Source organism: Romboutsia sp. D33t1_170424_H2 (genome assembly GCF_015669105.1).
Classification (GTDB): domain Bacteria; phylum Bacillota; class Clostridia; order Peptostreptococcales; family Peptostreptococcaceae; genus Romboutsia_C; species Romboutsia_C hominis.
Genome location: NZ_JADOZQ010000012.1, coordinates 35,057 through 56,425, shown reverse-complemented (window position 1 = coordinate 56,425; position 21,369 = coordinate 35,057). Strand labels below are relative to the sequence as shown.

Genomic DNA, 21,369 nt, shown 5'->3' with positions numbered 1-21,369 from the left:
ATTAAATATACATTTAGTAGATGTGTATTATGAAGTAACTGAATGATATTAAAAAGGTTGACTATAATTAATTACTAAATTAATCAAATATAGATAGCATTAAGTAATTATTATAATAGAGAGGAGGGTAAAGTTTGTATTTTAACAGATTTACTCAAAGGGCAAAGAGATCAATAGATATAGGTATAGAAAGTGCACAAAGATTGGGTCATAAAGTGGTAGGTAGTGAACATATCTTATTTGGCTTAATAAAGGAAAAGGAAGGAATAGCAGGAAAAGTATTAATGCAGTTAGGACTAACAGATAGCATAATCAAATCAAAAATAATTGAAGTAAAAGGCAACGCTAATGAGCCAGTAGAAGATGTAACATTAAGTCCAAGGAGTAAACAAATATTAGAGCTCTCTGGTATGTTTGCTAATAAGTTAAGAACTAATTATATAGGAACAGAGCATATTTTGTTAGCGATAGTTCAAGAAGGCAATGGTACTGCTATGAAAATATTAAACTTAGAAGGTATTGATGAGAGAGCTATTGTGCAGTTAATAATTGATATGATGGGATTAGAGGAGTACTCAATACAACAAGAAAAAGAAGAAAAATACACAGTTAAGGTACAAGAGGAATCTCTAAAACTTTTAGATAAATATGGTAAGAATCTTGTAAAACTAGCTTCCCAAGGTAAATTAGACCCTGTAGTTGGTAGAAAAATTGAAATAGAGAGAGTTATACAAATATTAAGTAGAAGAACAAAAAATAATCCAGTTGTAATAGGAGATCCAGGCGTAGGAAAAACTTCTATAATAGAAGGATTAGCTATAAACATATCAGAAGGAAATGTGCCTGAAACTTTAAAAAATAAAAGCTTATATACTTTAAATATGGGTTCTATGCTAGCAGGTGCAAAATATAGAGGTGAATTTGAGGATAGAATAAAGCAAGTTATAGATGAGGTTATAAAAAATGGCAATGTAATTCTATTTATAGATGAAATACACACAATAATAGGTGCAGGTGCAACTGGAGAAAGTACAATAGATGCATCAAATATACTTAAACCTGTACTATCAAGAGGAGAACTACAAATTATAGGAGCAACAACAATAGATGAATATAGAAAGCATATAGAAAAGGATTCAGCTCTTGAAAGAAGATTTCAACCAGTAGTGCTTAAAGAAGCATCTAGAGAAGAAAGTATAAAAATCTTAGAGGGTATTAGAGATAAATATGAAGATTTTCATAAATTAAAAATAAGTAATGAATCTTTAGTTGCAGCAGTAGATTTATCTATAAGATATATAACTGATAGATTTTTACCAGATAAAGCTATAGATTTAATAGATGAAGCTGCATCAAGAGTTAGGTTAAAAATAGGCAAATCATCAATTAAAATTTTAGGATTAGAAGAAGAAATCGAAAGCATAGATAAGGAAAAAGACAAAGCAGTAATGTATCAAGATTTTGAGAAAATTGATAAAATAAAAAAACAGCAAGAAAATTTGAAGAAAGAACTTAAAGAAGTAAAACAACAATGGAATGCTATGGGAAAATATACAGAAGTAGTTAAACCAGAAGATATTGCAGAAGTTGTAGAATTATGGACCAGTATACCTGTAAATAAAATAGTAGAATCTGAATCTAGCAAATTATTAAGGTTAGAGAAAATATTACATGAAAGAGTGGTTGGTCAAGAGCAGGCAGTGAAGTCAATTTCGAGAGCTATAAGAAGGTCAAGAGCAGGATTAAAAGATCCAAATAGACCAATTGGATCTTTCTTATTCTTAGGTCCTACAGGAGTAGGCAAGACAGAATTATCAAAAGCCTTAGCAGAAGTGCAATTTGGAGATGAAAATAAGATAATAAGACTTGATATGTCTGAGTATATGGAAAAACATGCAGTATCTAGACTAATAGGGTCACCACCAGGATATGTAGGTTATGAAGAAGGTGGCCAATTAACAGAAAAAGTAAGGAGAGATCCTTACTCTGTAATTTTACTTGATGAAATAGAAAAAGCGCATATAGATGTATTTAATATTTTATTGCAAATATTAGATGATGGAAGACTAACAGATTCCAAAGGTAGAACTGTAGACTTTAAAAATACTATAATAATAATGACTTCTAATGTAGGGGCAACAAAAATAAGCTCTCAAAGAATATTAGGATTCTCTACAAATAGAAATAAAGAGGAAAAAGTCAAGAGTGATTATGAAAATATGAAAGAATGTATAATGGAAGAAGTTAAACAAAAATTTAGACCTGAATTTTTAAATAGAATAGATGATATAATAGTATTCCATTCACTAACAGAGGAAGATTTAGATGAAATAGTAAAATTAATGACAAAAGAATTAGCATCGAGGTTGCAAGCTATGAACATAAACCTAAATATGACCGAAGAATCCATAAGATTTATATCAAAAGTTGGATTAGACTTACAGTATGGTGCAAGACCACTAAAAAGAGCCATACAAAAAGAGATAGAAAATCCACTTTCAGAAGTAATACTAAAAGGAGACATACGAGGTGGAAATGTTGTTATAGCAGAGGTAGAAAATAATAAGATAGTATTTAAGTGCAAATAGTAGTAATATATATAATAAGGGGGAGAGTATTCCCCTTTATTTTTATAAGCAAAAAATATTAGTATAATATATAGGTATATTAGCTATAAAGGATTTTAAAGATTCTACATAATATTATATAGATATGCTAAAATTATATAGACAAAAAGAATTTAAGGGTGAATTATATGGCAAAAATAAAAACAAAATATGTATGTCAAGAATGTGGGTATGAAACTTCAAAATGGTTAGGGAAATGCCCTGAATGTACAAAGTGGAATACTTTCGTAGAGGAAATTGAGCAAAAAGGAAGTAAAAAAGAAGTTTTCATTATAGATAAATCATCATCAAGACCAGTAAGTATAAATTCTATACAAACTAAAGAAGAAGAAAGATTTTCAACGTGTATAAATGAATTGGATAGAGTGTTAGGTGGAGGTGTTGTAAAGGGGTCATTAGTTCTTGTTGGAGGAGACCCAGGGATAGGTAAATCTACACTACTAATACAAGTTTCAAGCAATGTTGCAAACTCAGGAAAAAGAGTACTTTACATATCAGGAGAAGAGTCTGAATCTCAAATAAAAATGAGAGCTCAAAGGTTAGGTATAAGTTCAGATAATCTGTATATATTCGCAGAGAATAATTTAAGTATAATAGAAGCTCATTTAGAAAGTATAAATCCAGAACTTATCATATTAGATTCTATTCAAACTGTTTATAGCCCAGAAATATCATCAGCTCCAGGAACTGTTAGCCAAATTAAAGAAGGTACATCTAAATTCATGAAAATTTCTAAAAAAATGGGTATATCAACCTTCGTAGTTGGACATGTAACAAAAGAAGGTTCATTGGCAGGTCCTAAATTATTAGAGCATATGGTGGATACAGTTTTATATTTTGAAGGAGAAAGATATAATACATATAGATTAGTAAGAGCTGTAAAGAATAGATTTGGTTCGACTAATGAACTAGGTGTCTTTGAAATGAGAGATTTAGGTTTGGTAGAGTTAGAAAATCCATCTAAGATACTTATATCAGAAAAGCCAAAAGATGTGGCTGGTTCTGTAATAATATCTACAGTAGAAGGGACCAGACCAATGCTTTTAGAACTGCAAGCATTAGTATCCCCAACTAGTTTTGGTATTCCTAAAAGGACAGCTACAGGGGTTGATTATAATAGAGTTGCTATGTTATTAGCTGTTTTAGAAAAGAGAGTAGGATTGCAAATTCAAAATCAAGATGTGTATTTAAATATTGTAGGGGGTATAAAAATAAATGAGCCTTCAATAGATTTAGGTATAATAATTGCCGTTGCATCAAGTTTTAGAAACATTGAAGTTGATGAAAAAATAGCAGTAACAGGAGAAGTAGGTTTAACAGGAGAAGTAAGAGCAGTTAGCTATATAGAAAAGAGAATAGCTGAGTGTAAAAAATTAGGATTTTCAAAAATGGTTATACCAAGAAGTAATTATGATGCAGTAAAAGATGTTAAAGGTATAGAAATATGGCCAGTTGATAATTTAAGACAAGCTATAAATATAGTACTAGGGGGTAATAAATAATAATGGAAGATATCTTAAATAATAAGAATGTATTACACGCATTAAAAATGATATCTCCTGGAAGTCCATTAAGACAAGGTTTAGAAAATGTACTAAAAGCTAAGACCGGTGGTTTGATAGTTATATCAAATGGAGAAGATACAATGAAGGTTGTAGATGGAGGATTTAATATAAATGCAGATTATTCACCTGCATATTTATATGAATTAGCAAAAATGGACGGGGCTATAGTACTTAGTCAAGATGTTAAGAAGATATTATTTGCAAATGCACAATTAATACCTGATTATTCTATTCCTACATCTGAAACAGGGACAAGACATAGAACAGCAGAGAGAGTTGCAAGGCAGACAGGTTCTATAGTTATTGCTATATCTCAAAGAAGAAATGTAATAACTGTATACAGAGGAGATCAAAAGTATGCGCTAGAAGAAATATCAAAAATATTTACAAAAGCTAATCAAGCATTACAGACTTTAGAAAAATATAAAGCAGTATTAGATCAAGCTGTAGCAAGCCTAAATGCATTAGAATTTAATGATTTAGTAACTATATACGATGTAGCAATTGTACTTCAAAAAATGGAAATGGTTATGAGAATTACAAGTATAATAGAAAAATATATTATAGAGCTTGGGCAAGAAGGAACACTAGTCAGAATGCAGTTAGAAGAATTAGTTGGAACAACTAAAATTGACCAAAAACTTATACTAAAAGATTATAGCAAAGAAGATATAGACATAAAGTTATTTAAAAAGAAAATAAAAACATTATCTCCTGAAGAATTAGTAGATTTAACTAATATGGCTAAACTTTTAGGTTATAGTGGATTCTCTGAAAATATGGATATGGAGATAAGACCAAGAGGGTATAGAGTATTAAATAAGATACATAGATTACCATCAACTATAATTGAAAATTTAGTAAATTACTTTGAAGATTTCCAAGAAATACTAGATGCATCTATTGAAGATTTAGATGATGTAGAGGGGATAGGTGAAATAAGGGCAACATATATAAGAAATGGACTAATAAAAATGAAACAATTAGTATTACTAGATAGACTTATATAATTTATTAATAAGGATTTAAGATATATTTAAGGACTTTGTTGTTGAATAAATATGGTATTATAGATTATAATAAAAAAATATTAAGTATTAATCCGGGGGTGAAGAATTGATACCAAAAGTGATAAGATTTATAACAAGCATACTGGGGTTTGCTCTAGGTATGACTACATATGCAACTTTAATGAAAGCATTTCCGGCACTTAAATTTGGTGCAGAGATATATGGTTTAATTGCATCTGTTTCAGTTGGGATAGTTGTAGGAATCATATTCTATGCAATAGAGCCGTGGTTTACTGATAAATTTAAGGATATTGCTAAGGTTATGGATAAAGAAATATCAAAATATCCTCAAACAGATATATTACTAGGATCTATAGGTCTTATAGTTGGGTTCGTAATAGCTTACTTAGTAAGTGGTATAATGAGCACAATACCTATAATCGGAGGATTCTTAGCTTTTATTACATATGGGTTTATGGGCTACTTAGGTATAAGAGTAGCATTAAAGAGTAAAGATGACTTATTTAACTTAGGAAAGTTAAGCAAAATTTCAGGATCTATGAAAGATAAAGGATCTAAGAAGGAAATAAACAGGGTTATACCACCTAAAGTATTAGATACGAGTGTAATAATAGATGGTAGAATAGCAGACATATGCAAAACTGGATTCGTTGAAGGTAAATTAGTTATACCTGAATTCGTTTTAGATGAATTAAGACATATAGCGGACTCTTCAGATGACTTAAAAAGAGTTAGAGGAAGAAGAGGATTAGATATACTTAATATAATAAAAGAAGAACTACAAATAGAAGTTGAAATTACTAAAACTGATTTTGACGATATAGCTGAAGTAGACAGTAAGCTTTTAAAGCTAGCTAAGACTCTAAATGGTAAGGTTGTAACTAACGATTACAATTTAAACAAAGTAGCACAAGTTCAAGGTGTTGAGGTATTAAACATAAATGAACTAGCTAATGCTGTTAAGCCAGTAGCAATACCAGGAGAAGCTATGGTGGTTCAAGTAGTAAAAGAAGGTAAAGAACATAGTCAAGGTATAGCATACCTAGATGATGGTACTATGATAGTTGTAGATGGAGGTAAAAAATACATGGGACAAACTATAAGTGTTTTAGTTACATCTGTATTACAAACTCCAGCTGGAAGAATGATATTTGGAAAACCTAAAGTTTAAATTTTAAAAGTCTTCGTATTTTCGAAGGCTTTTTTGATATAATTTATTAGATAAAGTAGTTAATATATAAGTGTTAATTGTATATAAAGAGGTGATTAAATGAATGGCGTTGTTATAGTAGCAGCTGGTAGTGGAAGTAGAATGAAAATGGGGATAAATAAACAATTTATAAAGCTTAATAACAAAGAAATAATAGCATATACAATAGAAAAGTTTTATAAAAATGATGATATACAAGATATTGTTGTAGTTATAAAAAAAGAAGAAGAAGAATTCTTTAAGAAAGAAATTATAGAAAAGTATAATTTACATAACATAAAGATTGCTTTTGGTGGGAAGGAAAGACAAGACTCTGTATATAATGGACTTAAAAGTTTAAATAAAGATTGTGAGATAGTATTAATACATGATGGGGCAAGGCCATTTGTAACAAAAGAAATTATAAGAAAATCAATAGACGAAGCCAAAGAAAATAATGCAGTAGTTGTAGGAGTACCGGTAAAAGATACTATAAAAGTGGTTAATGAAAATAAAGATATAATAGATACACCGAATAGAAGTACTTTGTGGGCAGTTCATACACCACAGACATTTAAATACGATATATTACTAAAATCATATGAAGATGCCTTTAAAAATAATTTCTACGGAACAGATGATGCAATGTTAGTAGAAGAAATAGGATATAAGGTTAAAATGATAGAAGGTTCATATAATAACATTAAGATAACAACACAAGAAGATTTAAGTATAGGATCACAAATATTAAAAGATCAAATTTAACGGAGGCTATATAATGAGAGTAGGATTAGGATATGATGTTCATAAATTAGTTGAAGGTAGAAAACTTATAATGGGTGGAGTTAATGTTCCACATGAAACGGGATTATTAGGACATTCAGATGCAGATGTTTTAGTTCATGCAATAATGGATTCTATGTTAGGAGCATTAGCATTAGGAGATATAGGTAAGCATTTCCCTGATACAGATGAAAGATATAAAGGAGCAGATAGTATAGAATTACTTAGACATGTAAATAATCTAATAATAGAAAAGGGATATACTATAGGTAACATAGATGCTACAATAATAGCGCAAGCGCCAAAAATGGCACCACATATTCAAAGTATGAGAGAGAATATAGCTAATGCTTTAAATACTAACTTAGACAGAATAAATGTAAAAGCAACAACAGAAGAAGGACTTGGTTTTACAGGTACAAAGCAAGGTATAGCATCACAAAGTATTTGTTTATTAGTTAAAGTTGACAACTAATATGAAATAATATAATATTATCTCATAAGTATGGAAAAATAAAATTAATAATTAATTATTCCTTAAAATGTGCAACAATAAATGAATACAATAATATTATTATTAATAACAACATACAATAAATAAAAAACATAAATCAAAGCTATAATAAAGAAATAGTAAAAGACTAGAGTCTTCACAGAGAGGGAACATTTGGTGAAAGTTCCTAAGATATAATCTTTGAACCAATCTTTTAGCATAAAGGTGGTAACAAACCTTTACGGTAGGGACCGTTATATCCCCTAAAGAGAGCCAATGGCTAATTAGAGTGGTACCGCGGAAATTCAACCTTCCGTCTCTATACATATGTATAGAGACGGAAGGTTTTTTTTAATATTAAGACTTTCAAAATATAAAACAGGAGGAAATAACTATGAAAATGTCAAAAATGTTTATGCCAACATTAAGAGAAGTTCCAGCTGATGCAGAAATAACAAGTCATCAATTAATGATGAGAGCTGGTATGATAAGAAAGATGGCATCAGGAGTATATAATCAATTACCAATGGGTATAAGAGTTTTCAAAAAAATAGAAAACATAGTAAGAGAGGAATTAGAGAAAAAAGGATGCCAAGAAATACTATGTTCAGGATTAATACCATCTGAGTTATGGAAAGAGTCTGGAAGATGGGACGTAATGGGTGCAGAAATGATGAGAGTGAAAGATAGAAATGATAGAGATTTCTGCCTTGGACCAACTCATGAAGAAGTGTTCACAGATTTAATAAGACAAGAAATAACTTCTTACAAGCAATTACCACTTAACTTATATCAAATACAAGTTAAATATAGAGATGAGAGAAGACCTAGATTTGGGGTTATGAGAACTAGAACTTTCACTATGAAAGATGCATATAGTTTTGATATAGATGAAGCAGGATTAGATAAATCATACCAAGATATGTATGATGCTTATACAAATATATTCGCTAGATGTGGATTAGATAATAGTCCAGTTCAAGCAGATACAGGAGCAATAGGTGGATCTGTTTCAGCAGAATTCATGGTTAAATCAGAAGTAGGAGAAGATGAAATAGTATTCTGTAGTGGATGTGACTATGCAGCAAATATGGAAAAAGCTGTTTCAGTAAATACTTCTTTAGATAAAGAAGAAATGAAAGAATTAACAGAAATACATACTCCAAATGTTCACACAATAGAAGATTTAGAAAAATTCTTCAACTTACCAGCAAATAGATTTGCTAAGACTTTAGTATATGAAGTAGATGGAAAGACTGTTGTGGTTGTAGTAAGAGGAGATAGAGAAGTTAATGAAACTAAGGTTGCTAATGCTATAGGTGGAGCAGTAGAGTTTGAACTTGCTAGAGAAGAAGTTGTAAGGGCTGTAACTAAAGCAGGTATAGGATTTGCTGGACCAATAGGTGTTGAAGCTGACTATGTATTTATAGATAATGAAGTAGCTGAACAAAATAATTTAGTTATAGGTGCTAATAAAGATGAATACCACATACAAAATGCTAACTATGGAAGAGATTTCGAAGGTACAGTTGGAGATTTCAGAAATGTTACTGAAGGAGATAAATGTACTAAATGTGGTTCTGAATTAGAAATAGCTAGAGGGGTAGAAGTTGGTCATATATTCAAGTTAGGAACTAAGTACTCAGAAACTATGGGAGCTAACTATATAGATAAAGATGGAAAATCTAAGCCAATAGTAATGGGATGCTATGGTATAGGTATAGAAAGAACTGCTGCTGCTATAATAGAGCAACATCATGATGAAAATGGTATAATATGGCCATTATCAATAGCTCCATATCATGTAGTAGTTGTACCAGTGAATATCAAAAAAGCAGAGCAAATGGAAGCTGCTGAAAAGATATACAATGAGTTACAATCTATGGGTGTAGAAGTATTATTAGATGATAGGGACGAAAGAGTTGGAGTTAAGTTCAAGGATAGCGAATTAGTAGGTATACCAATGAGAATCACAGTTGGTAAAGATATAACTGACGGTAAAGTTGAATTTAAATTAAGAGATGCCCAAGATAAAGAATTAATAAGCTTAGATGAAATAAAATCTAAAATAGAAGCTGAGTTTGTTAAGAATAACGTTAAGTTAGGATAGTATAGATAATAAATAGTATATATAATTCACTAAACTATCAACAAAAAATGGTTAATATGTGGATATATATACTATTTTAATTGTGTAGAAAATCATATTATCCACAAAATTTTAATATAAAATAAGAGCTTAAAATAAGATAAATTTAAATTTTTTTAAGTTAGTACTTATAAAATAGATTTATAGGTGTATACTTGTAGGTATAAAAATATAATAATATCGCGATTTTAACATAGATTTGGGTAAAATAACATTACAATATATGTGTTATTCTGATATTATAAATTTATACATAACAACTATTAGAGGAGGCTATTCAAATGAATGTAAGAGTAAGATTTGCTCCAAGTCCAACTGGATTTGTACACATAGGTAGTTTAAGAACTGCTTTATATAACTACTTATTTGCAAAGAGAATGGGTGGAGAGTACATATTAAGAGTAGAAGACACAGACCAAACTAGATTAGTGGATGGTGCAATAGAAAATATGCTTAATGCTATGAGTTGGGCTGGAGTTAATCATAGCGAAGGTGTTATGATAGATGAAAATGGAAACATAACTCAAGTAGGTGAAAATGGGCCATATATACAATCTGAAAGATTAGATATATATAAAGATTATATAAAACAATTATTAGATAATGGACAAGCATACTACTGTTTCTGTACAAAAGAAAGATTAGACGAAGTAAGAGAAAAGCAAAAAGAAGCTGGAGAAACTCCAAGATACGATGGTCACTGTAGAGATCTTTCTAAAGAAGAAGTTGAAGCTAAGATAGCAGCAGGAGAACCTTACGTTATAAGATTAAAATTACCTGAAAATCATGTTATAAAATTCACTGACTTAGTTAGAGGTGAAACAGAATTTAACACTAATGATTTAGATGACCAAGTTTTAATAAAGACTGATGGATTCCCAACTTATCACTTTGCAGTTGTAGTTGATGACCATTTAATGAAAATAACTCATGTTATAAGAGGAGAAGAATGGGTTTCTTCAACTCCAAAGCATGTTTACTTATATGAAGCATTTGGATGGGAAGCACCAACATTTGTACATTTACCAAATATACTTAACAAAGAAAAGAAAAAGTTAAGTAAGAGACATGGTGATGTTGCAGTTGAAGACTTCAAGAAAAAAGGATATTTACCACAAGGATTAGTTAACTATGTTGCATTAGTTGGCTGGTCTCCAGAAGACAACCAAGAAATATTCACTATGGAAGAATTAGAGAAAGCTTTCTCTGTAGAAAGAGTATCTAAGAGTGGTGGAGTATTTGATACAGAAAAACTAAACTGGGTTAACCAACATTATATAAAGGAAGCAGATGATAGCTACTTAACAGACTTAGCTATACCTTTCTTAGTTGAAGCTGGTCTTATAACAGAAGAAGAAGCTACTACTAAGTATGATTTTATAAAAGGAATGGTATCAGTTGTTAAAGAAAAATTACAATATGTAAAAGAAATAACTGAACATGCTAATATATTCTTCTCAAATGAAGTTAAATTAGAAACTGAAGAATGTAGAGAATTCTTAAACTTAGAACATATACCAACTTTAATAGATGCATTACAAACTAAGATAGAAAATGCAGAAGTTGTAGATGAAGCATTTGTTAAAGCTATGTTTAAAGAAATACAAAAAGAACACGGTATAAAAGGTAAAAACTTATTCATGGGTTCTAGAGTAATATTAACAGGACAAATGCATGGACCAGATTTACCAAAGACTATGGAAGTTCTAGGAAAAGAAAATTGTTTAGAGAGAATAGCATACGTTAAAAACAACATATTATAATATGAAAAGAGCTCACCTAGTTAGGTGAGTTTTTTTATTAATTTCAACATAGATTATATAAATAGCATTAAATAATAATTATATTTATTTTAAAATTTTACTAAATATATTATATTCAAAAAATGTAGCATATCTAGGAGTTTTATATATAATAAGAGAAATAAACAAAATAGAAAGAAATATATGTTAATTTTTAGTACTATGAAGAGTAAAAAATTATTTGTGTAGTATTTTGATGAAAAGATTTATGGGTATAACTAAAGGGATTATTTAAAACAAAGTTAATATATAAAAAGCATAAGAAAATAAATTATTTGAAAAGTTATTTTTAAAATACAATATAGTTTTACTTTATACCAGGGAGGGTAACTATGTATAGTAATAATAAAGATGATATAAAAAAAGAATTGAAAAGTTTATGTGCAGATTATGTTAACATACTAGAGAAGTTAAAAAAAGAAAAAATTATAAGTGAAGAAACTTATAATACTTGTTCCTTAAAAAAAATTTCATTTTTAGAAGAATAAACCTATAATTTTTTTGCAATCAGATTTTTTTAAAATCATAAGGACATAATAGTAGTACTATTAATTGTAAAGAATTTAAACTATAATATAATATATAGATAGTTAAGAAATAATATAACAATCAGTGAGGTGATAAGAGTGAAGTTATACAATACATTAACAAGAACAAAAGAAGAATTTGTTCCATTAGAAGAAGGAAAGGTAAAAATGTATGTGTGTGGACCTACAGTTTACAACTATATACATATAGGTAATGCTAGACCTTTCATAATGTTTGATACACTTAGAAGATATTTAGAATATAGAGGTTTTGATGTAACTTACGTTCAAAACTTTACAGATGTAGATGATAAAATAATAAAAAGAGGTCATGAAGAAAACATAGCACCAGAAGAAGTGGCTAATAAATACATAAATGAGTATTTTGTTGATGCTGATGGATTAGGAATAAAAAGAGCAGATGTTCATCCTAGAGTAACAGATAACATACAACAAATAATAGATTTTGTTAAGGAATTAGAAGAAAAAGGATATGCTTATGAATCTAACGGAGATGTATACTTTGACACTAAAAAATTTGAAGGATACGGAAAACTTTCTAAACAAAATCAAGACGATTTAGAAGCTGGAGCAAGAATAGAAGTTAATAGTCAAAAGAGACATCCAATGGATTTCGTTCTTTGGAAAGCAAAAAAAGAAGGAGAACCAGGATGGGAAAGTCCATGGGGAGAAGGTAGACCAGGATGGCATATAGAATGTTCAGTTATGTCTAAGAGATACTTAGGTGAAACTATAGATATACATGCTGGAGGTCAAGATTTAACATTCCCTCACCATGAAAATGAAATAGCTCAAAGTGAAGCTAGAAGTGGAAAAACTTTCTCTAATTATTGGGTACACAATGGATACATAAACATAAACAATGAAAAAATGAGTAAATCTCTAGGAAACTTCTTTACAGTAAGAGAGATATCTGAAAAATATGATTTAGAAATAGTAAGATTCTTCATGTTATCTGCACATTACAGAAATCCAGTTAACTTCAGTGATGAAATGTTAGCACAAGCTAAAGCAGGGCTTGAAAGACTTTACAATGCTAAAGAAAAATTAGAATTCACAATAGAAAACTTAAAAGAAAGTTCTTTAACTGAAGGAGAAAAAGATTTAGTATCTGAACTAAATAGTTACAGAGAAAAGTTTATAAACGCTATGGAAGATGACTTAAATACAGCAGATGCAATAAGTGCTATATTTGAATTATCTAAGTTTATAAACACTAATGTAAATGAAAATTCTTCTTTAGAATTTGCTAAATTATGTCTAGATGAATTTAATGAATTAACTTCTGTATTAAATATAGTTAATAAGAAAAATGATGATATATTAGATGAAGAAATAGAAAATCTTATACAAAAAAGAGTAGATGCTAAGAAAAATAAAGATTATAAATTAGCAGATGATATAAGACAAGAGTTATTAGAAAAAGGCATAATACTAGAAGATACTAGACAAGGAACTAAGTGGAAGAGAGCATAATTATGAATAGAACGGAATTAATAACAATGTCTCCATTAGTATTAGCCTATATAGGTGATACAATATATGAGTCATATATAAGAGAGTATCTAATAAGAAAGAACATCAACAAAAAGGTCAATGACCTTCACAAGTCAGCTATAAAGTATGTTAATGCTAAGGCACAGGCGACAGTAATGCATGAAATAGAAGATGAGTTAAGTGAAGATGAATTAAGAATCTACAAAAGAGGTAGAAATCAAAAATCTCATACTTCTCCTAAAAATGCAGATATTATAGACTATAAATGTGCAACTGGGTTCGAAGCTTTAGTGGGATATCTACATTTAGGCGGAGAGAAAGATAGGCTTGACTACATAGTTGAAAAAGGCATAAATATCATAGAAAAAAATATGTAAAGGTATTGTTAAAAACAATACCTTTTTATATACGAGTATATATACTTTTTTATGATAGACAAAATAAATAAAAAAATATAATTTTAATATTGTATAATAAAAAATATGAATATTTTAAGGAAGAGGTTTTAGAGATGAAAGTAAAATTATTAGCACATACACCAGAACCAGAAAAGGTAATATCAATGGCTGCAAAACTATGTTATTCAGCAGTAGGGGTGGATCAAATAGAAGAAAATCTAACAGATGAATCGGTAGATAGATTTCTAAATATGTTAATAAATATAGGGCATGAATCTCCATTAGAGCATGTATCATTTACATTTGCAGTTGAAGGAATATCAAGAGCTTGTTCTCACCAATTAGTTAGACATCGTATAGCAAGCTATTCACAACAAAGTCAAAGGTATGTAAAGTTAGATCAATTTGAGTATATAGTACCACCAGAGATAGAAGCAGTAAAAGAAGCTAAAGAAGTATTTATACAAGCTATGGAAGAAGATCAAAAATCATATGATAAATTAGTGGATATATTATTTGATAAACATTATAATAATATGATAAAAGATGGAAAAAATGAAAAAGAAGCTAAAAGACAAGCTGAAAAGAAAGCAATAGAAGATGCTAGATATGTATTTCCTAATGCATGTGAAACAAAAGTAGTATTTACTATGAATACAAGAAGTTTATATAATTTCTTAAATCATAGATGCTGTGAGAGGGCACAATGGGAAATAAGAGAGCTATCAATAGAAATGCTAAGACAATTAAAGCAAGTAGCTCCAATCTTATTTAAAAATATAGGACCTAAATGTGTAAAAGGACCTTGCCCAGAAGGTAACATGACATGTGGGAATATAGTTCAGATAAGAGACAAGTTTAAAAATTTATAGGCGGTGAAAGAATTGGCAAGTATAGAAGGTAGAAATCCTGTAATAGAAGCAATAAAAAATGGTAGAGAAATAGATAAGATAATGGTATCTAACTCTGCAAAAGAAGGATCAATAAAAAAAATAATAGCAATGGCTAAAGAAAAGAACATAATAGTTCAATATGTTGATAAGCATAAATTAGATGAAATTAGTACAAGTCACTCTCATCAAGGTGTAATAGCTCAAGTAAGTGAACTTAAGTATTGGGAATTAGATGATTTAATAGATAGTGTTAAAGAAAAAGGAGAAGATCCATTTTTTATAATACTAGATGAAATAACAGACCCTCACAATTTAGGTTCAATAATTAGAACAGCAGATGCAGTTGGAGCTCATGGGGTTATAATACCAAAAAGAAGATCAGTTCACGTTACCCCAGTAGTTGCTAAAGCATCAGCAGGAGCTGTAGAATATGTACCTATATGTAAGGTAACTAATATAGTTAATACGATAAAGAGACTAAAAGAAGAAGGACTATGGATAGCAGCAGCTGATATGGATGGACAAGTATTTTATGAGCAAAACCTTACAGGTTCAATAGGTCTTGTAATAGGAAGTGAAGGTTTTGGTATATCTAGATTAGTTAAACAAAACTGCGACTTCACTATAAAAATGCCTATGATAGGTAATGTTACATCGCTAAATGCATCTGTAGCAGGTGGAATACTTCTTTATGAGATATTTAAACAAAGATCAGGTGTAAAATAAATTGAGAAGAAATGTAAAAAGTTATCTAATAATAGATGGTTACAATATAATAAACGCATGGGATGAATTAAAGGACATTGCTCAAACAAGTCTAGAAAGTGCTAGGGAAAAATTAATAGACATAATAATCGAATATGCTGAATTTACAGGAAGAAAAGCTATAATAGTGTTTGATGCATATAATGTAAAGCATAGTAGAGAAACTGTAGAAGACAGGAAATATATAACTGTGGTATACACTAGAGAGCATCAAACTGCAGATAGCTACATAGAAAAATTTATAAGTACTCTTTCCAGATACGACGATATAAAAGTTGCTACAAATGATTATGCAGAACAGCAAATTATTTTAGGAAAAGGAGCAACAAGAATATCTGCCAGAGAGTTAAAGTTAGACTTAGACAAAGCTAAGTCGAATATAAGGGAAAAAAACAGTAGTAACCAAAAAAAGATACAGCGAAATTGGTTAGAAGAAAGATTAGATAAAGAGACATTGTCGAAACTTGAGAACATTCGTAGAATGCATTGAAATTACTAAAATTATTCGCTTATAATATAGCTATGAAAATGTTTTATTGGGGGAGATTTACATGTTCGTAGCTAATGACGAAAAATATGGGTTAATAGATAATTCGCAACAAGATGAGTATGAAATAGTATTAAAAGCGAGTAAGGGGGATACAATAGCATTAGAATATATTATAAAAAAATATAAAAATTTCGTTAAAGCAAAAGCGAAATCATATTTTTTAATAGGGGCAGACAAAGAAGATATAATACAAGAAGGTATGATAGGTTTATACAAAGCAGTTAGAGATTTTGATGCTACTAAAACAAATTCTTTTAGAGGATTTGCTGAAATATGCATAACTAGACAAATAATAACTGCTATAAAAACAGCAACTAGGCAAAAACATATACCGTTAAATTCCTACATATCATTAAATAAACCGATATATGATGAGGAGTCTGATAGAACTCTTTTAGATATAATAGCAACAAGCATAGTTAGTGATCCAGAAGAGCTTATAATAAGTAAAGAGGAGCTAAAACACATTCAAAGTAAGATGGATGAGCTTTTAAGTGATCTAGAACAAGAAGTATTAGAACTATACTTAAATGGTAAGTCTTATCAGTATATAGCAGACAAGCTTGGAAGAGATGTAAAATCAATAGATAATGCTCTTCAAAGAGTCAAGAGAAAATTAGAAAAACATCTTGAAAACAGGAATAATTAATAGTAAAATACTTATCATAAGCTTAATGTAAGCTATAACTAATAATATAAAAACAGGAGGTATTTCAAAATGGCTAAAGCTAAATTTGAAAGAAATAAACCACATGTTAATATAGGAACTATAGGTCACGTTGACCACGGTAAAACTACATTAACAGCTGCAATAACAAAAACTTTATTCGATAGATATCAATTAGGAGAAGCAGTAGATTTCGCTAACATAGATAAAGCTCCAGAAGAAAGAGAAAGAGGAATCACAATATCAACTGCTCACGTTGAATACGAAACTCCAAACAGACACTACGCACACGTTGACTGTCCAGGACATGCTGACTACGTTAAGAACATGATAACAGGAGCAGCTCAAATGGATGGTGCTATATTAGTTTGTTCAGCAACTGATGGACCAATGCCTCAAACAAGAGAGCATATATTATTATCAAGACAAGTTGGTGTACCATACATAGTAGTATTCTTAAACAAGTGTGATATGGTAGACGACGAAGAATTATTAGAGTTAGTTGAAATGGAAGTTAGAGACTTATTAAATGAGTACGAATTCCCAGGAGATGACACTCCAATAGTAAGAGGATCTGCTTTAATGGCATTACAAGATTCTTCTTCAGAGTGGGGAGACAAAATAGTTGAATTATTCGAGCAAATAGATGAATATATACCAGCTCCAGAAAGAGACGTTGACAAAGACTTCTTAATGCCAGTAGAAGACGTATTCTCTATAACAGGTAGAGGAACAGTTGCTACAGGTAGAGTTGAAAGAGGAGTATTAAAGGTTCAAGACGAAGTTGAAATAGTAGGACTTGCTGACGAGCCAAGAAAAGTTGTAGTAACAGGAGTAGAAATGTTCAGAAAGTTATTAGACCAAGCACAAGCTGGAGATAACATAGGAGCATTAATAAGAGGTGTACAAAGAAATGAAATAGAAAGAGGACAAGTTATGGCTAAGCCAGGAACAGTTAAGCCTCACACTAAGTTCAATGCAGAAGTATACGTTCTTAAAAAAGAAGAAGGTGGAAGACATACTCCATTCTTCGATGGATACAGACCACAATTCTACTTCAGAACAACTGACGTAACAGGAACTTGTAAGTTACCAGAAGGTACAGAAATGGTTATGCCTGGAGATAACATACAAATGACTATAGAGTTAATAAACTCAATAGCAATAGAAGAAGGATTAAGATTCGCGATAAGAGAAGGTGGAAGAACAGTAGCATCAGGTGTTGTTGCTTCTATAATAGAGTAATCTTTTCTTAGGTGATTAATCTATAGATAAAAGAGGGGTTTTAACCCCCTCTTTTTTTAAAGAGAGAAACCACAAAAACATTGACACCACTATAATTTTGTGATAACTTATACAAGGTAATGATTCAGGAAGGTAATAATACCTCAATAAATAATTAAGGTGTTATATTATTATATATATATTAATTATTATTGCATAAAAAAGTTGGAGGTGTAGCAGATGAGAGTTAAAGTAACTTTAGCATGTACAGAGTGTAATCAAAGAAACTACAACACTACTAAGAACAAGAAAAACAACCCAGACAGAATAGAATTACAAAAATACTGTAGATTCTGTAAGAAGCACACTACTCACAAAGAAACAAAATAGTTTTTTATAAGGAGTGGATTAAATGGCTGCCCAAGCAAATCAAGGCGCAGGAACTAAGAAAAAGAGAACTGGTTTAGTATCTTATATAAAAGAAACAAAACAAGAACTTAGTAGAGTTTCATGGCCAAGTAGGAAAGAATTACTTAAAAATACAGGGGTAGTTTTAACTGTAGTTATTTCATCTACTATATTAGTGTGGGTTTTAGATAGTGTATTATCTGGTGCACTAGGGCTGATACTAAAATAGAAAAGGAGAATCAAAATGTCGGAATTACAAGAAGCAAGATGGTATGTTGCACATACTTATTCAGGACATGAGAATAAGGTTAAAGCTACGATAGAAAAAGCTGTAAAAACTAGAGGTATGGAAGACTACATAAAGCAAGTAGTTGTACCTACTGAAGATGTAGTTGAAACTACTAAAACAGGGAAAGAAAAAACTAGACAACGTAAGATATTTCCAGGTTATGTTCTAGTAAAAATGATAATCACTGATGAATCTTGGTATGTCGTAAGAAATACTAAGGGAGTTACTGGATTTGTTGGACCAGGGTCTAAGCCAGTACCATTAAGTGAAGATGAAGTACTAGCTATGGGCATAGAATTAACTGAACCTAAAATAGGTAACAGCGATATCGACTTAGAAATAGGAGATGCTGTTGAAGTTTCAAACGGACCATTCGCTGGACAAGTAGGTACAGTTGAAGCGATAGACGTAGAAGCTAAAGAAGTTAAAGTGTGCATAGATGCATTTGGAAAGAAGACTCTATTTGTTGTAGAGTCAGATAGTATAGAGAAATTATAATAGTTACTCAAATATAAAAATAAGGAGGTACGAAAAATGGCTAAAAAAGTTATAGGTCAAATAAAATTACAAATACCTGCAGGAAAGGCTACTCCAGCACCACCAGTTGGTCCAGCATTAGGACAACACGGTGTTAACATAATGGGATTCACAAAAGAATTCAATGCTAAGACTGCAGATCAAGCTGGAATGATAATACCAGTTGTTATAACTGTATACCAAGATAGATCATTCTCATTCATAACAAAAACTCCACCAGCTGCAGTATTATTAAAGAAAGCTGCTGGTTTAGATACTGCATCAGGAGAACCAAACAAGAAGAAGGTTGCTACTTTATCTTCAGCTAAGATAAGAGAAATAGCTGAATTAAAGATGCCTGACTTAAACGCTGCTTCAGTAGAATCTGCTATGAGAATGATAGCTGGTACTGCAAGAAGTATGGGAATCGTTGTAGAAGACTAATTTCAAATAAATTAGACACTTCTTTAAGAAGTGGGAGGTTTAAAAACCGAATATAACCACAAGGAGGAAAATAAAAATGGCTAAAAAAGCAAAGAAATATGTAGAAGCATTAAGCAAAGTAGACAGAGCTAAATTCTACGATGCTACAGAAGCTTTAGCATTAGTTAGTGAAATAGCTACTGCTAAGTTCGATGAGACTGTTGAAGCTCATATAAAATTAGGTGTTGACTCAAGACACGCTGATCAACAAGTTAGAGGTGCTGTAGTATTACCTCACGGAACTGGTAAAACTAAGAAAGTTTTAGTTTTCGCTAAAGGTGAAAAAGCTAAGGAAGCTGAACAAGCTGGAGCTGACTTTGTAGGAGCTGAAGAATTAGTTCAAAAAATACAAGGTGAAAACTGGTTTGATTTCGATATAGTTGTTGCTACTCCAGACATGATGGGTGTAGTTGGTAGATTAGGTAGAGTATTAGGACCTAAAGGTTTAATGCCAAACCCTAAATCAGGAACAGTTACATTTGATGTAGCTAAAGCTATAGATGAAATAAAAGCAGGTAAAGTTGAGTACAGATTAGACAAAACTAACATAATACACGTTCCAGTAGGAAAAGTATCATTTGGTGGAGAAAAGTTAGCTGAAAACTTTGCAACTTTAATGGAAGCAATAGTTAAAGCTAAGCCAGCTGCTGCTAAAGGACAATACTTAAGAAGTATAACAGTTGCATCTACTATGGGACCTGGAGTTAAAATAAACCCAGCTAAAATAGCAGAATAATAAAAACTGTTGACATGGCTAAACAAAAATGTTAATATAACATTTGTTGATATAAAAAAGAATAGATTTGCCGTAGACAGTAGGTGCTTAAGGGCTTAATATCCTACCGAGGTTTTAGATAAATTGAAATTACTAAAGCTTTTGTTGTCTACTTTTAGACACGAAAGCTTTTTTAAATGAGATTGCGGCGAATACTAAACCTAATCAGGTGAAGGAGGTGCACATCTAGATGAGAAAAGCTATAGAACTTAAATCACAAGTTGTGGCTGAAATAGTTGAAAAATTAGAAAAGTCATCTGCTGCTGTTGTTGTTGATTACAAAGGATTAACAGTTGAAGAGGTTACTGAACTAAGAAAGAAAATGAGAGAAGCTGGTGTTGAATACAAAGTATACAAAAACACTTTAGTTAGAAAAGCTGCTAAAGAAGTTGGTATAGAACAATTCAACGATGAATTATTAGTTGGAACTAATGCAATAGCTTTCGGATACGAAGACCCTGTTGCTCCAGCTAGAATATTAAAAGAATTCATGGATTCTCATCCAAAAATGCAATTAAAGATGGGTATAGTAGAAGGAGAATTCTACAACGAGTCTCAAATAGTTGAGTTCGCTAACATACCATCAAGAGAAGTTCTTCTTGCAAAATTACTTGGAAGCTTAAAAGCTCCAATGTCAAACTTCGCATACTTATTAGATGCAATGATAAAGAAACAAGAAGGTCAAGAAGCTTAATAAACATTAACCAAGAAAAAATT

22 protein-coding genes and 2 other annotated features are annotated in these 21,369 nt (G+C 30.7%); all 22 genes read left to right on the top strand.

Annotated elements, in window-relative coordinates:
• The first annotated feature begins 134 nt into the window (after positions 1-134).
• The 22 genes from I4U66_RS12040 (at position 135) to rplJ (ending at position 21,346) form a co-directional block, all read left to right on the top strand.
• On the top strand, positions 135-2,588 hold the full coding sequence (locus tag I4U66_RS12040; protein ID WP_195929007.1) for an ATP-dependent Clp protease ATP-binding subunit: 2,454 nt from the start codon (positions 135-137) through the stop codon (positions 2,586-2,588).
• 167 nt (positions 2,589-2,755) lie between these two features.
• A complete protein-coding gene (gene radA / locus I4U66_RS12035; protein ID WP_092921740.1) occupies positions 2,756-4,129 on the top strand; it encodes a DNA repair protein RadA in 1,374 nt (457 codons plus the stop codon).
• Between the two features lie 2 nt (positions 4,130-4,131).
• Positions 4,132-5,202: a DNA integrity scanning diadenylate cyclase DisA gene (disA, locus tag I4U66_RS12030; protein WP_166506178.1), complete on the top strand. Its 1,071-nt coding sequence runs from the start codon at positions 4,132-4,134 to the stop codon at positions 5,200-5,202.
• A 106-nt stretch (positions 5,203-5,308) separates the two neighbouring features.
• Positions 5,309-6,394 (top strand): PIN/TRAM domain-containing protein, encoded by a 1,086-nt coding sequence (locus I4U66_RS12025; RefSeq protein WP_166506179.1) that lies wholly within the window; start codon positions 5,309-5,311, stop codon positions 6,392-6,394.
• Between the two features lie 99 nt (positions 6,395-6,493).
• The gene (ispD, locus tag I4U66_RS12020) at positions 6,494-7,177 is read left to right on the top strand and encodes a 2-C-methyl-D-erythritol 4-phosphate cytidylyltransferase (protein ID WP_092921746.1); all 684 of its coding nucleotides are present in this window, start codon (positions 6,494-6,496) and stop codon (positions 7,175-7,177) included.
• Positions 7,178-7,190: 13 nt separating this feature from the next.
• Positions 7,191-7,670, top strand: coding sequence for a 2-C-methyl-D-erythritol 2,4-cyclodiphosphate synthase (gene ispF / locus I4U66_RS12015; RefSeq protein ID WP_092921748.1), 480 nt, complete (start codon positions 7,191-7,193; stop codon positions 7,668-7,670).
• Positions 7,671-7,805: 135 nt separating this feature from the next.
• Positions 7,806-8,012 (top strand) — a binding site (T-box leader).
• A gap of 70 nt (positions 8,013-8,082) precedes the next feature.
• Positions 8,083-9,798, top strand: a complete 1,716-nt coding sequence (locus I4U66_RS12010; protein ID WP_166506180.1) for a proline--tRNA ligase — start codon at positions 8,083-8,085, stop codon at positions 9,796-9,798.
• 320 nt (positions 9,799-10,118) lie between these two features.
• Positions 10,119-11,600, top strand: coding sequence for a glutamate--tRNA ligase (gltX, locus tag I4U66_RS12005; protein WP_166506181.1), 1,482 nt, complete (start codon positions 10,119-10,121; stop codon positions 11,598-11,600).
• Positions 11,601-11,971: 371 nt separating this feature from the next.
• Positions 11,972-12,127: a hypothetical protein gene (locus tag I4U66_RS12000; protein ID WP_166506182.1), complete on the top strand. Its 156-nt coding sequence runs from the start codon at positions 11,972-11,974 to the stop codon at positions 12,125-12,127.
• 138 nt (positions 12,128-12,265) lie between these two features.
• Positions 12,266-13,663 carry a cysteine--tRNA ligase gene (cysS, locus tag I4U66_RS11995; RefSeq protein WP_166506183.1) on the top strand — a complete coding sequence of 466 codons (1,398 nt, stop codon included), beginning with the start codon at positions 12,266-12,268 and terminating at the stop codon, positions 13,661-13,663.
• A 2-nt stretch (positions 13,664-13,665) separates the two neighbouring features.
• Positions 13,666-14,061: a Mini-ribonuclease 3 gene (locus I4U66_RS11990; protein WP_166506184.1), complete on the top strand. Its 396-nt coding sequence runs from the start codon at positions 13,666-13,668 to the stop codon at positions 14,059-14,061.
• Positions 14,062-14,195: 134 nt separating this feature from the next.
• Positions 14,196-14,954, top strand: a complete 759-nt coding sequence (gene thyX / locus I4U66_RS11985; protein WP_166506185.1) for an FAD-dependent thymidylate synthase — start codon at positions 14,196-14,198, stop codon at positions 14,952-14,954.
• A gap of 12 nt (positions 14,955-14,966) precedes the next feature.
• Positions 14,967-15,701 carry a 23S rRNA (guanosine(2251)-2'-O)-methyltransferase RlmB gene (gene rlmB, locus I4U66_RS11980; protein WP_166506186.1) on the top strand — a complete coding sequence of 245 codons (735 nt, stop codon included), beginning with the start codon at positions 14,967-14,969 and terminating at the stop codon, positions 15,699-15,701.
• Position 15,702: 1 nt separating this feature from the next.
• Positions 15,703-16,230 (top strand): NYN domain-containing protein, encoded by a 528-nt coding sequence (locus tag I4U66_RS11975; RefSeq protein ID WP_166506187.1) that lies wholly within the window; start codon positions 15,703-15,705, stop codon positions 16,228-16,230.
• 61 nt (positions 16,231-16,291) lie between these two features.
• Positions 16,292-16,939, top strand: coding sequence for an RNA polymerase sporulation sigma factor SigH (sigH, locus tag I4U66_RS11970; protein WP_166506188.1), 648 nt, complete (start codon positions 16,292-16,294; stop codon positions 16,937-16,939).
• Between the two features lie 69 nt (positions 16,940-17,008).
• Positions 17,009-18,202, top strand: a complete 1,194-nt coding sequence (tuf, locus tag I4U66_RS11965; protein ID WP_092921788.1) for an elongation factor Tu — start codon at positions 17,009-17,011, stop codon at positions 18,200-18,202.
• Positions 18,203-18,421: 219 nt separating this feature from the next.
• The gene (gene rpmG / locus I4U66_RS11960; protein WP_092921766.1) at positions 18,422-18,571 is read left to right on the top strand and encodes a 50S ribosomal protein L33; all 150 of its coding nucleotides are present in this window, start codon (positions 18,422-18,424) and stop codon (positions 18,569-18,571) included.
• 22 nt (positions 18,572-18,593) lie between these two features.
• Positions 18,594-18,818, top strand: a complete 225-nt coding sequence (gene secE / locus I4U66_RS11955) for a preprotein translocase subunit SecE (RefSeq protein ID WP_092921768.1) — start codon at positions 18,594-18,596, stop codon at positions 18,816-18,818.
• Positions 18,819-18,833: 15 nt separating this feature from the next.
• Complete coding sequence (gene nusG, locus I4U66_RS11950) at positions 18,834-19,376, top strand: transcription termination/antitermination protein NusG (protein WP_166506189.1); 543 nt, start codon at positions 18,834-18,836, stop codon at positions 19,374-19,376.
• Positions 19,377-19,412: 36 nt separating this feature from the next.
• Positions 19,413-19,838, top strand: a complete 426-nt coding sequence (rplK, locus tag I4U66_RS11945) for a 50S ribosomal protein L11 (protein WP_021121982.1) — start codon at positions 19,413-19,415, stop codon at positions 19,836-19,838.
• 76 nt (positions 19,839-19,914) lie between these two features.
• On the top strand, positions 19,915-20,613 hold the full coding sequence (rplA, locus tag I4U66_RS11940; protein WP_092921771.1) for a 50S ribosomal protein L1: 699 nt from the start codon (positions 19,915-19,917) through the stop codon (positions 20,611-20,613).
• A 52-nt stretch (positions 20,614-20,665) separates the two neighbouring features.
• Positions 20,666-20,796, top strand: a sequence feature (ribosomal protein L10 leader region).
• Between the two features lie 46 nt (positions 20,797-20,842).
• A complete protein-coding gene (rplJ, locus tag I4U66_RS11935) occupies positions 20,843-21,346 on the top strand; it encodes a 50S ribosomal protein L10 (RefSeq protein WP_092921773.1) in 504 nt (167 codons plus the stop codon).
• The last annotated feature ends 23 nt before the right edge of the window (positions 21,347-21,369 follow it).